General features: G+C 64.0%; 13 protein-coding genes. 6 read left to right on the plus strand and 7 right to left on the minus strand.

The window, feature by feature from the left end:
- Together IVB40_RS00005 and IVB40_RS00010 are read left to right on the plus strand one after the other, a co-directional pair.
- The gene (locus IVB40_RS00005; protein WP_007598621.1) at window positions 1-855 is read left to right on the plus strand and encodes a ParA family protein; all 855 of its coding nucleotides are present in this window, start codon (window positions 1-3) and stop codon (window positions 853-855) included.
- Window positions 856-996: 141 nt separating this feature from the next.
- Complete coding sequence (locus tag IVB40_RS00010) at window positions 997-1,881, plus strand: ParB/RepB/Spo0J family partition protein (RefSeq protein WP_247817777.1); 885 nt, start codon at window positions 997-999, stop codon at window positions 1,879-1,881.
- Between the two features lie 154 nt (window positions 1,882-2,035).
- Here the strand turns inward: IVB40_RS00010 and holA are convergent, their stop codons facing one another.
- Genes holA through leuS form a run of 3 tightly spaced genes read right to left on the minus strand, consistent with a single transcriptional unit; the run spans window position 2,036 to window position 6,274 of the window.
- Entirely contained in the window at window positions 2,036-3,064 is a 1,029-nt protein-coding gene (gene holA, locus IVB40_RS00015; RefSeq protein ID WP_027566255.1) for a DNA polymerase III subunit delta, read from the minus strand.
- A gap of 47 nt (window positions 3,065-3,111) precedes the next feature.
- Entirely contained in the window at window positions 3,112-3,663 is a 552-nt protein-coding gene (gene lptE, locus IVB40_RS00020) for an LPS assembly lipoprotein LptE (protein ID WP_027566256.1), read from the minus strand.
- Entirely contained in the window at window positions 3,650-6,274 is a 2,625-nt protein-coding gene (gene leuS, locus IVB40_RS00025; RefSeq protein ID WP_247817778.1) for a leucine--tRNA ligase, read from the minus strand. The genes lptE and leuS overlap by 14 nt, the downstream gene beginning before the upstream one ends.
- A gap of 191 nt (window positions 6,275-6,465) precedes the next feature.
- Between leuS and IVB40_RS00030 the strand changes: the two genes are divergently transcribed.
- On the plus strand, window positions 6,466-7,512 hold the full coding sequence (locus tag IVB40_RS00030; RefSeq protein ID WP_247817779.1) for a GGDEF domain-containing protein: 1,047 nt from the start codon (window positions 6,466-6,468) through the stop codon (window positions 7,510-7,512).
- 3 nt (window positions 7,513-7,515) lie between these two features.
- Here IVB40_RS00030 and IVB40_RS00035 read toward each other — a convergent pair whose 3' ends face one another.
- Window positions 7,516-9,213 carry a diguanylate cyclase gene (locus IVB40_RS00035; RefSeq protein ID WP_027566259.1) on the minus strand — a complete coding sequence of 566 codons (1,698 nt, stop codon included), beginning with the start codon at window positions 9,211-9,213 and terminating at the stop codon, window positions 7,516-7,518.
- Between the two features lie 108 nt (window positions 9,214-9,321).
- Between IVB40_RS00035 and IVB40_RS00040 the strand changes: the two genes are divergently transcribed.
- A complete protein-coding gene (locus IVB40_RS00040; protein WP_247817780.1) occupies window positions 9,322-10,011 on the plus strand; it encodes a YggS family pyridoxal phosphate-dependent enzyme in 690 nt (229 codons plus the stop codon).
- 137 nt (window positions 10,012-10,148) lie between these two features.
- Here IVB40_RS00040 and IVB40_RS00045 read toward each other — a convergent pair whose 3' ends face one another.
- A complete protein-coding gene (locus IVB40_RS00045) occupies window positions 10,149-10,922 on the minus strand; it encodes a fumarylacetoacetate hydrolase family protein (protein WP_247817781.1) in 774 nt (257 codons plus the stop codon).
- Between the two features lie 6 nt (window positions 10,923-10,928).
- Entirely contained in the window at window positions 10,929-11,465 is a 537-nt protein-coding gene (locus IVB40_RS00050; protein ID WP_247817782.1) for a L,D-transpeptidase family protein, read from the minus strand.
- A gap of 235 nt (window positions 11,466-11,700) precedes the next feature.
- Between IVB40_RS00050 and IVB40_RS00055 the strand changes: the two genes are divergently transcribed.
- Together IVB40_RS00055 and IVB40_RS00060 are read left to right on the plus strand one after the other, a co-directional pair.
- Window positions 11,701-12,387, plus strand: a complete 687-nt coding sequence (locus IVB40_RS00055) for a response regulator transcription factor (RefSeq protein WP_007598630.1) — start codon at window positions 11,701-11,703, stop codon at window positions 12,385-12,387.
- 58 nt (window positions 12,388-12,445) lie between these two features.
- A complete protein-coding gene (locus IVB40_RS00060; protein WP_007598631.1) occupies window positions 12,446-12,889 on the plus strand; it encodes a cyclic nucleotide-binding domain-containing protein in 444 nt (147 codons plus the stop codon).
- 123 nt (window positions 12,890-13,012) lie between these two features.
- Here IVB40_RS00060 and xth read toward each other — a convergent pair whose 3' ends face one another.
- Window positions 13,013-13,828 carry an exodeoxyribonuclease III gene (xth, locus tag IVB40_RS00065; RefSeq protein ID WP_247817783.1) on the minus strand — a complete coding sequence of 272 codons (816 nt, stop codon included), beginning with the start codon at window positions 13,826-13,828 and terminating at the stop codon, window positions 13,013-13,015.
- Between the last annotated feature and the right edge of the window lie 62 nt (window positions 13,829-13,890).

The following is a 13,890-nucleotide window of genomic DNA, read 5'->3' on the forward strand; positions in this document are numbered from 1 at the left end:
ATGAGCGTGATTGACGAACCGCAGCAGGAACAGACCGCCGCCGTCCCGCAGGGCCATCCGCGCATCCTGGCGCTGGCGAATCAGAAGGGCGGCGTGGGAAAAACAACCACGGCGATCAATCTCGGCACGGCGCTCGCTGCGATCGGCGAACGTGTCCTGATCGTCGATCTCGATCCGCAGGGCAACGCCTCGACCGGCCTCGGCATTGATCGCCGCAACCGCTCCTGCTCGACCTATGACGTTCTGGTAGGCGAGGCGAGCCTGCGGGAAGCGGTGGTGTCGACGGCAGTGCCGCGGCTGCATATCGCGCCCTCGACCATGGATCTCTCCGGCCTCGAGCTCGAGCTCGGCACCACGCCCGGTCGTGCGTACAAGCTGCGTGACGCGATCAGCGCGCTCAACAACAACGTCTCTCCCGACGCCGATTACACCTACGTGCTGATCGACTGTCCGCCCTCGCTCAATCTGATCACCGTGAACGCGATGGCGGCTTCCGACGCAATCCTGGTGCCGCTGCAGTGCGAGTTCTTCGCGCTCGAAGGTCTGTCGCAATTGCTGCAGACGGTGGAGCAGGTGCGCTCGACGCTCAATCCGAACCTGTCGATCCACGGCATCGTGCTGACCATGTTCGACTCGCGCAACAATCTCTCGAACCAGGTCGTGGCCGACGTCCGGCAGTTCATGGGCGAGAAGGTCTACAAGACCATGATCCCGCGCAACGTGCGCATCTCGGAGGCGCCATCCTACGGCAAGCCGGTGCTGGTCTACGATCTCAAATGCGTCGGCAGCGAAGCTTACTTGCGGCTCGCCACCGAAGTGATCCAGCGCGAGCGCGAGCTGCGGACGACGCATTAGAGGTGCTGTAGGGTGGGCAAAGGCGTCTTCGCTGTGCCCACCATCTTCCGCACATGACTAACTGGTGGGCACGCTTCGCTTTGCCCACCCTGCGACAATTCAGTTCTGGAGTGCTGCACCGTGAATCCAAGGGAGCTGGCGATGGCCGACGAAGCGCGTTCGCGACTGGGCCGGGGTCTTGCGAGTCTGATCGGTGACGTCGGCGGCGAGGCTCAGCATGTCGATCGCCCGCGCGCGCAACGCAAGGTGCCGATCGAGTTCATCAAGCCCAATCCGCGCAACCCGCGTCGCACCTTTTCGGAAGGCGAGCTCAGGGAGCTCAGCGATTCGATCAGGCAGCACGGCGTGATCCAGCCGATCGTGGTCCGCCCGGTGAAGGGGGCGCAGGACCGCTTCGAGATCATCGCCGGCGAGCGGCGCTGGCGCGCGTCGCAAATGGCCGGCCTGCACGAAGTGCCGATCGTTCCCGTCGACATCAGCGACAGCGATGCGCTGGAGTTCGCGATCGTCGAGAACGTGCAGCGCGAAGACCTCAACCCGATGGAAGAGGCGCTCGGCTATCACGCGCTCGCCAATGAGTTCAAACGCAGCCAGGACGACATTGCCAAAGTCGTCGGCAAGAGCCGCAGCCATATCGCCAACATGATGCGGCTGACGAAGCTTCCAGCCGAGGTGCAAGCGTTGATCACGAGCGGCGAGCTGACCGCAGGTCATGCCCGCGCGCTGATCGGCGTGCCTGATCCGGTCGCCGCTGCCAAGCGCATCGTCGACGAAGGCCTCAACGTCCGCCAGACCGAGGCGCTGGCGCATGAAGAGGGCGTGCCGGAGCGCAAGCCGCAGAAGGCACGCACGGGGGCGAAGGAAAAGGACCCCGATACAGTCGACCTCGAGAAGCGCGTCAGCGACGCGCTCGGGCTCAAGGTCACGGTGAGCCACCGCGACCCCGGTGGCTCCGTGCAAATCAACTACCGTAACCTCGATCAGCTCGACGAGGTGATGCGGCGGCTGGCGAAGGGCGCGCTGTAGCCGCTTGGTGTCGTCCCGGCGAAAGCCAGGACCTCATGCCGATCCATACGTCATTGCGAGCGCAGCGAAGCAATCCAGAATCTTTCCGCGGAGAGATTCTGGATTGCTTCGTCGCAAGGGCTCCTCGCAATGACGAGCGGACAGAGCGGGAAGCTCAGCCCCGCCGCTTCGCGTTTGCGGCGATCGCCATCAGCGTGCGCTGGGCGATGGCGGCGGCGAGGGTGGATTGCTTGCGGGTGTCGAGCGCGGCGGTCGCGAGCTGCTCGATGATGACGGCGAGCCGCGCCACGCTGAAATTACGCAGTGCGGTTTCGACCGCGGGCTTTCGCGAAAAATGCAGGCGCGGATAACCGCTGTCGAGCACGGCGGAAGCGGGGGTGCCGTCGGCGATCGCGAGCGCCGATTTGTGCAGCCACGCCGCCTGGCGCTGCGCCGCGGAGATGATCACGCCGGGGTAGGTGCCGGCGATCATGGCTTTGGCAAACTCGTTCTCGACGATCTCGGGCCGCCCGGCGAAGGCGCCATCGACGATCGGATCGAGTTTCAGCTCCGACGCATCGGCGACCACGGCCATCACGTCATCCAGCGTGATCTCGCCCTTGCCGTGGGCATAGAGCGTGAGCTTGCGCAGCTCGTTGCGCGAGGCCTGCCGGTCGCCGCCGAGGAACGACATCAGCGCCGCGCGGGCGTCCTGCGCGATGCGCAAATTGGCGATGCGGAGCTCGTCTTCCATCAGCTTGGCGAGGTCGCGCTCGGTATCGGGATAGCAAGCGATCGCGACGGCCGTCTTGGCGCGTTCGCAGGCCTTGCGCAGCGGCGATTCCGGGCGCAGCTCACCGGCCTCGATCACGATGCGGCAATCCCTGACGCCCATCTCCGCCAAGGTGTCGATAGCACTGGCAAAGCTGCGCGAGCCGGCGCGCACGCGGATGGCGCGGCGGCCGCCGAACAGCGGCACCGTCATGGCCTCGTCGACGAGGCGCGACGGCTCGGCGGAGAGCTCGTCGCCATCGACCTTGACCAGCGAGAAAGGATCGTTGGGATCGTCGACAGCCGAGGCGATCAGCGCATCTGCGCGTTCGCGGACCAGTCCGGCGTCAGGACCGTAGAGCAGGATGATCGGACGGCCCGCATCGGGGCGGGCGAGATAGGCGTCGATCTCTTTTCCGCGCAGCGCGACCATGGTGCCTGGGATTCGTTAGTCCGGGCGAACCGGGATGACGGGATGAATTAAGTGCCCGCGGTGAAGAACGAGGCGAGGCGAGTCGTGATGTTCTCGGCGATCTCGTTGGCGGCACGATCCTCGGCATCACGTACCGCGCGGTTGCGGCTGAAACGCTGATAGGAGCCGGGCATGTCGTAGGTCACGCGGGAGAAGGTGGTGCCGGTCATCACCGATTTGCCGCTGACGACCTCGATCAGATTGTACTGGGCGTCGAGGCCGTAGTTTTCACTGCTCGGCAGGCCGGTGTTGGGGTCGACGATCAACGACGACTTGCCGCTCGTGAAGCGGATCTCCAGGCGGTGGGTCGGCGGCATGCCGGTGGCGGTGCCATAGAGCCTGAAGGCCAGCGCGTTGCGAACCTCGACGCCGACGCGGGCTTCGCGCGAGGCATTGGACTTGGCGATCGGGGGCAGATCGACCCCCATCAGCTTCTCGCGCAGGCCGGGCGTGCCGTCGGTGTGCTCGGCATACATCGGGTGGAAGCAGCCGGCCGTCATGGCCGCCAGTGCGGCGACCGCCAGCAAGCGGGCTGCGATGCGGATCCTAGCCGACAACATTCACGATCCTCTTGGGGACGATAATCACCTTGCGGACGGGCTTGCCGTCCAAGGCCAGTTTTACCGCATCGAGGGCCAAAACGGCAGCCTCGATTTCCGGATTCTCGGCCGCTGTTGCAACTGTGACCTCGCCCCGCTTCTTGCCGTTGACCTGAACCACCAGGGTCACACTGTCTTCAACCAGCAAATCGCGTTCGATTTGGGGCCAATCGGCCTCGGAAACCAGCCCGCTGTGGCCGAGAACCTGCCAACACTCCTCGGCCAGATGCGGCATCATCGGGGAGAACAGCTGGACCAGGATCTGGCCGGCCTCCCGGATCGTCCAGGCCAAATCTGGGGCCGGCTGGCCGGGACGCTGCAAGATCTCCGCAAACGCATTGGTGAATTCACGGATATGGGCGAGGCAGACGTTGAAGTGCAGCCGCTCGATCCCGGTGGTGACCTTGTCCAGCGCGCCATGGGCGGCTTTGCGCAAGGCGATGGCGTCCGGGCCGAAGCTGGCCGGCCGGGCCGCCGGCGCACTCTTGCCGTGTTCCGCGGAATCGTTCACCAGCCGCCATAGCCGCTGCACGAAGCGCGAGGCGCCCTGGACGCGCTCATCGCTCCAGATCACGTCCCGCTCGGGCGGGGAATCCGACAGCATGAACCAGCGCGCGACGTCGGCGCCGTAGGTTTCGATGATGTCGTCGGGGTCGACCGTGTTCTTCTTCGACTTCGACATCTTCTCGATCGGGCCGATCTGGATGTCTTCGCCTGACGTCAGTAGCGTCGCGCGGCGGCCATTGGCGCCGGTCTCGACCTTCACCTCGACCGGCTGGACGAAGGTGCCGTCGGCCTTCTGGTAGGTCTCGTGCACCACCATGCCCTGCGTGAACATGCCGGCGAACGGCTCGTCCAGTGCGATGTGCCCGGTCGCCTTCATCGCGCGCGTGAAGAAGCGGCTGTAGAGCAGATGCAGGATCGCGTGCTCGACGCCGCCGATATACTGGTCGACCGGCAGCATCCGGTTGGCGACCTCTGGCGTCGTCGGCGCGTTCTCGTTCCAGGGATCGGTGAAGCGCGCAAAGTACCAGGACGAGTCCACGAAAGTGTCCATGGTGTCGGTTTCACGCTGCGCCTTGCCACCGCATTGCGGACAGGTGACGTGCTTCCAGGTCGGGTGATGATCGAGCGCGTTGCCTGGCTTGTCGAAGCTCACATCCTCCGGCAGCACCACGGGGAGGTCGGCATCCGGCACCGGCACCACGTCGCACTTCGGACAGTGGATGACGGGGATCGGACAGCCCCAATAACGCTGGCGTGAAATGCCCCAGTCGCGCAGGCGGAAATTGACCTGACGCTCGCCGACCGGCGCGTTGCCGCGCAGCTCGGTCTCGAGACGCTTCGCCACCTCGTCCTTGGCCTGATCGATGGTCATGCCGTCGAGGAAGCGCGAATTGATCATGCGGCCGTCACCGTCATAGGCGGTATCGGTGATGACAAAGCTCTTGGGATCCTGGCCTTCGGGGCACACCACCGGCGTGTTGCCGAGAGCGTACTTGTTGACGAAATCGAGATCGCGTTGGTCGTGGGCGGGGCAGCCGAAAATGGCGCCGGTGCCGTATTCCATCAGCACGAAGTTGGCGACGTAGACCGGCAGCTTCCAGCTCGGATCGAACGGGTGGACCGCGCGGATGCCGGTGTCAAAGCCCTGCTTCTCGGCCGTGTCGATGATCTCCTGCGCCGTGCCCATCCGCTTGATCTCGCCGATGAACGCGGCGAGCGCAGGGTTTTTGGCGGCGGCCGCTTGCGCCAGCGGATGATCGGCCGAGATCGCCATGAATTTCGCGCCGAACAGCGTGTCGGGGCGCGTCGTGAAAATCTTCAGCTCGCTCTCGCCGGACGGCGTCGTCGCCGCGTCGAGCGCGAAGCGGATCAACAGCCCCTCGGACCGGCCGATCCAGTTGCGCTGCATCAGCCGCACCTTGTCGGGCCAGCGATCCAGCGTATCCAGCGCCGACAGCAGCTCCTGCGAGTACTTCGTGATCTTGAAGACCCACTGGTTCATTTCCCGTTGCTCGACAACGGCACCCGAACGCCAGCCTTTGCCGTCGATCACCTGCTCGTTGGCGAGCACGGTCATGTCGACGGGGTCCCAGTTCACCTTGCGCTTTTCGCGCTCGGCGAGGCCTTCGCGCAGGAAGTCCAGAAACAGCTTCTGCTGGTGCTTGTAGTAGCTGGGATCGCAGGTCGCGATCTCGCGGCTCCAGTCCAGCGACAGCCCGATCGAGCGGAGCTGCTTCTTCATCGCGGCGATGTTGTCGTAGGTCCAGGCCTTCGGCGCGACCTTGCGCTCGATCGCGGCGTTCTCGGCCGGCAGGCCGAAAGCGTCCCAGCCCATCGGGTGCAGCACGTTGAAACCCTTGGCGCGCATGAAGCGGGCCAGTACGTCGCCAAGCGTGTAATTGCGGACATGGCCGATATGGATGCGCCCCGACGGGTAGGGGAACATCTCCAGCACATAGTATTTCGGCCGCGGATCGTCGTTCCTGGAGACGAAGATCGCCTGTTGGTCCCAGGCGGCTTGCCAGCGCGGTTCGGCGTCGCGGGCGTTGTAGCGTTCGGAGGTCATGGAATCGTTGGGTTTTGGTGGATCTGGCCGTCTAAAGACGGCGGACTAGGCCATAGAAGTCCTCAAGGGGTCAATGGGTTGCCGCAATTTGGGAACCTTCGGCGCTGCACCGCATAACTACTGAGGCCGCGTTGGGGCGTGATTAGGGGTCGATGCGAGTTTGCGGCCAACCAAAATTCTCAAGACTTGTGATGGACGCCAGCTTCGACGATCCCGATTACGACTATGCCGCGTCCGTTGCCGAACGGGCGATGCGGACCATGGCCGAACAGCGGATCCCTGCCACGCCGGCCAATTTCGCCGTCTGGTTCCAGTATTTCGCGGGAAGCCATGACGATCTGCGCAACGCGATCGATCTCCTGATCGATCACAATCGGCCCTTCGACGTCAGGACCAATCAGGATCTGTTCGAGACCTACGTCGCGCCCCAGGTGAGTGCCATCGTCGTCGACACGTCCGAGCGGCTCCACACCCTTATGGGCACGGCGAAGGATTTTCTTGCAACTGCGATTGCCGACAATCACTCCCAGATGCAGGCGATCAACGAGGTCGCGGACCAGGGCAAGGCCTGTGTCGATCCCAAAACGCTGGTCGCCCAGCTCATGAACGAGCTGGGACGCGCCGCCACCCGCGCGACGCGGCTCGAGGCAGGCTTTGCGGAAAAGACCCGCGAGCTCGACGTGATCCGCGCCTCCCTTTCCAAATCCGAGGAGCGTGCCCGGACCGATACGCTCACAGGCCTCGCCAACCGCCGGGCGCTCGATGAATTCCTGCGCAAGGCGCAGGCGACTGCGGACTGGGGCGAGCCGCTCAGCATGCTGATGCTCGACATCGACCACTTCAAGACCTTCAACGACAGTTTCGGCCACGGCGTCGGCGACCAAGTGCTGCGCCTGATGGCCAAGGTGCTGCGCGAAAAGGTCCGCGAGCAGGACCTATCGGCCCGCTATGGCGGCGAGGAGCTGATCGCGGTGTTGCCGGATGCCGATCTCGCCGCCTGCGCCGAGATCGCCGAGCGCATCAGGCGCGCGATCGCGGAATGCAGGATCACGCGCCGGTCGACCGGCGAGGTCCTGCCCCATATCAGCGTATCGATCGGTGTCGCGCAGTACCGGCCCGGCGAAGCGATCACCGATTTCATCGAGCGCTGCGATCGCGCGCTCTATCTCGCCAAGAACAGCGGCCGCAATCGCGTGGTCACCGAGAACGAACTCGATCGCACCGGGGCTGCGGGTTAGCCCTCAACCCGCCATCATCATTTCCGCCGCACCGTTGTCGATCACCGTGATGCCGTGCTCGACGACGTTGTTGCGGCCGCGGTGCTTGGCGGCGTAGAGCGCGGCATCGGCGGCTTCGATCAAATCGCCGGGACGCAAGCTTTCGTTGGGCTTGGTCGCGGCAACGCCGATCGAGACGGTGACGATCATGTGGTCGGAGGTGATGTGCGGCAGGCACAGCTTCAGCACGGCCGCGCGCGCCTGTTCGCCGATTTCGACGGCGCGCGCCACGTCGGTGTTCGGCAGCAACAAGCAGAATTCCTCGCCGCCGTAGCGGGCCGCGAAGCCCATCGTGTCGGCGGCGATGCCGGACAGCGACTCGCCGAGCCTGGTCAGGCAGGAATCGCCTTCGAGATGGCCATAGGTGTCGTTGAACAGCTTGAAATGGTCGACGTCGATCATCAGAAGCGCGAGGTCGCTGCCATATTGCTGCGCGCGCATCCATTCGAAATCGAGGCGGCTCTGGAAGCCGCGGCGGTTGGCGAGCCCCGACAACATGTCGATCGAGGCCATCACCGTGAGCCGGTCATTGCTCGCCATCAGCTCGCGTTCGCGCTGGCTGAGCTGCGCGGCCATCGCGTTGAACGCGCGGGCCAGCGGCACGAATTCGGACGGCAGGCGATTGCGCGCGGCACGCGCCGACAGATCGCCCTCGCCCAGACGCTTGGCCATGTCGGCGAGCATCCTGATCGGCTTGATCACCAGTTTCTCGGCTGCGATCAGCGCCCCGAGCAGCACGAACAGCACGACGAAAGCGAGCTGAAGATAGGCGGTGCGGATGTCGCGGCTCACGGCTGCGGACACCTTGTCCTCGTCGATGCTGGCGATCAGGCGGGCATTGGTCCCGGCGATGCGGATAAAGCTGACCGCGCGGCGGGAGCCGTCGGCTGCGAGGAAAGAGAGTGAGCCTTCGTCCTGGTCAGACCTCAGCGCCTTGTCGGCGATCGCGGACATCAGCGGCATGTTGTCGAGCGGACGTCCGATCGCGCTGTGCTGGTCGGCCGGTGCGGCCAGCACGGTACCCGCGCTGTCGACCAGCACGGCCGTGATGCCGGCGCGACCACCCAGATTGCTCATGACCTTCGACATCCAGTCGAGGTTGACGGTGGCGAGCACGACGGCATCTGCTACGCCGCTGAAGGCGGATACCGGGTAAACCGCCATGACGGTCGGTGTCGGCACGGGGCGCGACAGGATGAAGTCACTCAGCACGAAGCGGCCGGTTTCCTGCGCCTGCTGGAAGTACGGCCGGTCACTGAGGTCGAGGCCGACATACATGTTGTTGGTGGCGCACTGGATGCGTCCGTCCTGGCCGGCGATCAGAAGCGTACGGATCCAGGGGAGATTCGACGGCAGGCTCGCGCGCAGGACGTCGCAGCTCTTGCTGATGCCGCCGGCGGAGGCGCGGATGAAAGCTTCCGATTTCAGGATGGTCTCGACCGACGAGATCACCTCGCGCTGCGCATCGGCGCTGTGCCTTGCAACGGTGGTGAATTCGGTCGTGGCCTGCGCGATCTGCCGCGTGCGCGTGTCTTCGAGCGAGCGGATGCGCTCGAACATCAAAGGCGTCACCAGAATCACCGCGAGCAACGCAAGCCGCGCCCGGATTCCGAGAACCTGCTTGAGTTTCGCTCGTTTGCGGTTGAAACTGACGTTTGCCATCTTCGCTGCCCACCCCGCGGCTAAGGTAAAGCAAAGGGTTCAAAAACTCTTTCTTGAACTCGGTAAAATTAGAACTAGCTCCGCAACAATCAGCTCCGATGCGACATCATGACCGAAGCCAACGCCGCACCACTAACCGGCCATTCACCAAACGCGCTCGCCGCGGTCGAAGCCGAAATCGCGCGCGCCTGCAAGGATGCGCGGCGCGAACGTGCCTCCGTGACGCTGATCGCGGTGTCGAAAACTTTCGCCGCGGATGCAATTACCCCGGTGATCGACGCCGGACAGCGCGTATTCGGCGAGAATCGCGTGCAGGAGGCCAAAGGCAAGTGGCCCGCGTTAACTTCTGTTTACCCCGATATCGCGCTGCATCTGATCGGGCCGCTGCAATCCAACAAGGCGAAAGAGGCGGTCGCGCTGTTCGGTGCCATCCATTCGGTCGACCGCCCGAGCATTTGCCAGGCGTTAGCCAAGGAAATCGAATCCCAGAACAAGCACCCCGAATTGTTCGTCCAGATCAATATCGGTGAGGAGCCGCAGAAGGCCGGCATCGCCCCCGGCGAGGCCGATGCTTTCATCGCGAGCTGCCGCGACACCTACGGGCTAACGATCTCGGGGTTGATGTGCATCCCTCCGGTAGATGAGCCGCCGGCGGCGCATTTCGCGCTGACGGCCAAAATAGCCGCGCGAAATGGATTGAAGAAGCTCTCGATGGGCATGAGCGCGGATTATGCGACCGCGATCATGCTCGGCGCCACCCATGTGCGCGTGGGAAGTGCGATCTTCGGGCATCGGTGAGAGCATCATTGTTGGCAGGGCCCCCTACGAACTCTCGAATTCGTCATTGCGAGCGCAGCGAAGCAATCCAGAATCTTTCCGCGAAGGGACTCTGGATTGCTTCGCTGCGCTCGCAATGACGGCGGTGTCTGGACGGCTCAAGAGAAACTCACCGACACCGTCCCCAGCAAGCCGAAATCCGCCGTGAACTGATCACCGGCCTGGATCGGCAGCGGCGGATGGCACGTGCCCGTGGTCACCACCTCTCCTGCCCGCAAGGTGATGCCGAGGCCACGCAGCTCGTTGGCCAGCCAGACCAGGGCAATTCGGGGATCGCCGAGCACGTTCTTGCCGTGGCCGAGATAGCGCTGGCCACGCAACGTGATCTGCGGCCGCTCCTCGACGAGATCCATGGCGCGCCAGTTCGCATGCGTTGCTGCGCCCAGCACGAACAGATGCGCACAGGCGTTGTCGGCGATCAGCTGCGCCTCGCCGGCGCCGGCGAAATCGGCAAAGCGCGAATCGGGAATCTCGATCGCAGGATGCAAGCTGTCCACGGCGGCGAGCACCTCGTCGACGGTATACGGCGCCGCGCGCGGCGGCAGATCGCGTCCCATGCGGAAAGCGAACTCGGGTTCGCCGACGCGCATCGCGTTGCCTTTCATCGAGGCGGTGCCGCCATCGGCGATCACGGTGTCGCTCATGATCCGGCCGGCCAGCGGTCCCGCGACATTGATGTGCTTCTGTCCGGACTCGCTCGTCGCCGCGATCTTCCAGCCGAACAATGTTCCGCCGAGCGCTGCCTGCACGGCATAGCCCTCGGCGCGGCTCTGTGGCCGCAACCGTGGCTCCAGCGCGTCAAACTTGGTGCCGTCGCGCCAATGTCGGATGAGGACGCGCGATGCGGTGGCGATCTGATCCCTGTCGAGCATGTGTCCTCACTCGATGATGATTTTTGTTTTTGGTCCCAGCCGCTGCAGCAATTGTCGCATCGCCGCTTTGGTCATCGAGACGCAGCCTGCGGTCGGGCCGAAATTGTCGCGCGCCAGATGCAAGAACACCGCACTGCCCCGGCCGGCGATGCGCGGCCTCGTGTTGTGGTCGATTTCGATGACGAAGTCATAGAGATGGTCGGTCCGCTTGAGCCGGTCACCGCCCTGCCCCTCGCCGAGCCGGATTCCCTGATTGTAGTGACGGTCTTTGGGATCCTCGCACCAGGCGTCCTCGCCGGTGATGATCCGGGCCGGCAGAAAGGTCTGCGGGCGGCTGTGCCGGTCGCCCCGCCACCACAATCGCCTGGGACGGAAGCTGCCCCTCGGGGTGCCGCCATCGCCCTCGCGCTTGTTCGCCAGAATGCCGCCGCGTCCGAGCGCCACCGGAATCGTCAGCGCTCCCGCGGTCAGCCACCCCCGGCGCGGATTCCCGGCGGCAGCCTTAACGCGGATCGCCGACAGCGGCCCGGCGCTCCGGTTCATGGTGTAACTAGCTGAAGCAGCTTTATTTTTCATATGAACGTGCGATGTCGAATTCATTACAGGACATTCATCAAAACGGCCTGCTATTCTGGGTTAGAGTGGTTCTGGCTTGTGAATCGGTAACAGCCCACTACTTCAAGACGAACAATAATAATAATTGCGACCCCTAAACTTCCCTCTCGGCTGGGTGCAGCATGGATGCGCGCCGCGCCGGACCCCAAAAGGATGACCCCCTATGGCCAATGCCCGCAAGATCCTGATCGTGGATGACGATACCGATCTGCGCGATACGTTGGTGGAGCAATTGTCGCTGCACGAAGAATTTGAAGCCTCCGCGGTCGATACCGGCGCCAAGGGCGCGAGCGCCGCGAAGGCCAATGCCCCCGATCTCGTCCTGATGGATGTTGGCCTGCCCGACACGGATGGCCGCGAAGTGGTCCGTTCATTGCGCAAGGGCGGGTTCAAGGCTCCGATCATCATGCTCACCGGGCATGACACCGATTCCGACACGATTTTGGGGCTGGAATCCGGCGCCAACGATTATGTCGCAAAACCCTTCCGCTTCGCCGTGCTGCTGGCGCGCATCCGCGCCCAGCTCCGGCAGCACGAAGCCAGCGAGGACGCCGTGTTCTCGGTCGGCCCCTACTCTTTCCGGCCCGGCTCCAAGATGCTGACCGCCGCCAACGCGCGCAAAGTCCGGCTGACGGAGAAGGAAACCGCGATCCTCCGCTTCCTCTACCGGGCCGGCCAGATGCCGGTCTCGCGCGAGACCCTGCTCCAGGAGGTTTGGGGCTACAATTCCGGCGTCACCACCCACACGCTGGAAACCCACATCTACCGGCTTCGCCAGAAGATCGAGAAGGACGCCGCCAACCCGGAAATCCTGGTCACGGAAGCCGGTGGCTACAAGCTGGTGCCGTGATACGCTTCTGGGGCGTGCGAATCGTTTTAGATTGCATGCCCTTGAGCCCCGGACCTGAATGTCAATCGACGACGATGTAGCGCTTCTCGAGCGTGTCCCGACACTGCGCCTGTTGGGAGACGCTTCGTTGCGCATGCTGGCGATCGGCTCCGAGCAGCGTGACTTCGTCCGCGGCGACGTCTTGTTCAATCTCGGCGACGATGCCGATGCCGGCTTCGTGGTCCAGCGCGGCGCCTTCCGGGTCGACGACGGCGCCGGCGCGGAGATGATCGCAAGTCCCGGTGCGCTGATCGGCGAGCTCGCGCTGATCGTGCCGATGAAGCGGCCGTCGAGCGCGATTGCGATCGAGCACGCCTCCGTCATCCGCGTCGCGCGCAGCCTGTTTCAGCGCGTGCTCGAAAGCGACCCCGCCGCCGCCGTTCGTCTGCGCGATGAATTCGCGGTGCGCTCCAGCCAGATCGCCAGCGATATATTGATGGCGGGTGCGAAGCTGACGAGTTGACGTCGTCCTGGCGAAAGCCAAGACCCATTACCCCAAATGTTTCTGGCCTGGTGCGATTGCCGGCGTCCTCGCGCAACGACGACGACTGGTGGTAATGGGCCCTGGCCTTCGCCAGGGCGACGATCATAGATCCAGCGTCACCGTAACCGGCACATGGTCCGACGGCCGCTCCCAGCTGCGCGCCTCGCGCAGAATCTTGAAATCACTGACCGCATCTTTCAGCGCGCGCGAGACCCAGATGTGGTCGAGCCTGCGGCCGCGGTCGCCGACGGTCCAATCGGCGGAGCGGTAGCTCCACCACGTGTAGACCTTTTCCGACATCGGAATGCGCTCCCGCGCGACGTCGACCCACTCGCCGGCGGCGAGCGCGGCTTGCAGCTTCTCGGTTTCGATGGGCGTGTGCGATACCACCTTCAGAAGCTGCTTGTGCGACCAGACGTCGTTCTCATGCGGGGCGACGTTGAGATCGCCGACCAGGATGTGGCGGTCCTCGCCGCGCGGATGCAGCGGCTCGCACGCCTTCATCTCGTCGAGGAAGCGGAGCTTGTGGTCGAATTTCTCGTTCAGCGCGGAATCGGGAATGTCGCCGCCGGCCGGCACGTAGAAATTATGCACCACCAGCGGTTTTGCGATCCCAGCCTTCTCGCCGAACGATACCGAGATGTGGCGTGAATCCACCTTGTCGCAGAAGGTGCGGATATCCTTCGACTCGAACGGGATCTTCGAGACGATGGCGACGCCGTGATAACCCTTCTGCCCGTTCAGCGCGACATGCTCGTAACCGAGCCGCTTGAAGCGCTTCAGCGGAAAGGCGTCGTCGATGCACTTGGTCTCCTGGAGACACAGCACGTCCGGCCGCGCGCCCTTGAGAAATTTTGCGACCAGATCGATGCGCAGCCGCACCGAATTGATGTTCCAGGTTGTCAGGGAAAAACGCATGAGGGATGCGTCTTAGCATGGATTGGGCGTACGCAAATGCGTGTCCACAGGTCTCGTAAGGT

Origin of the sequence: Bradyrhizobium sp. 40 (assembly GCF_023100925.1) — a bacterium.
GTDB lineage: Bacteria > Pseudomonadota > Alphaproteobacteria > Rhizobiales > Xanthobacteraceae > Bradyrhizobium.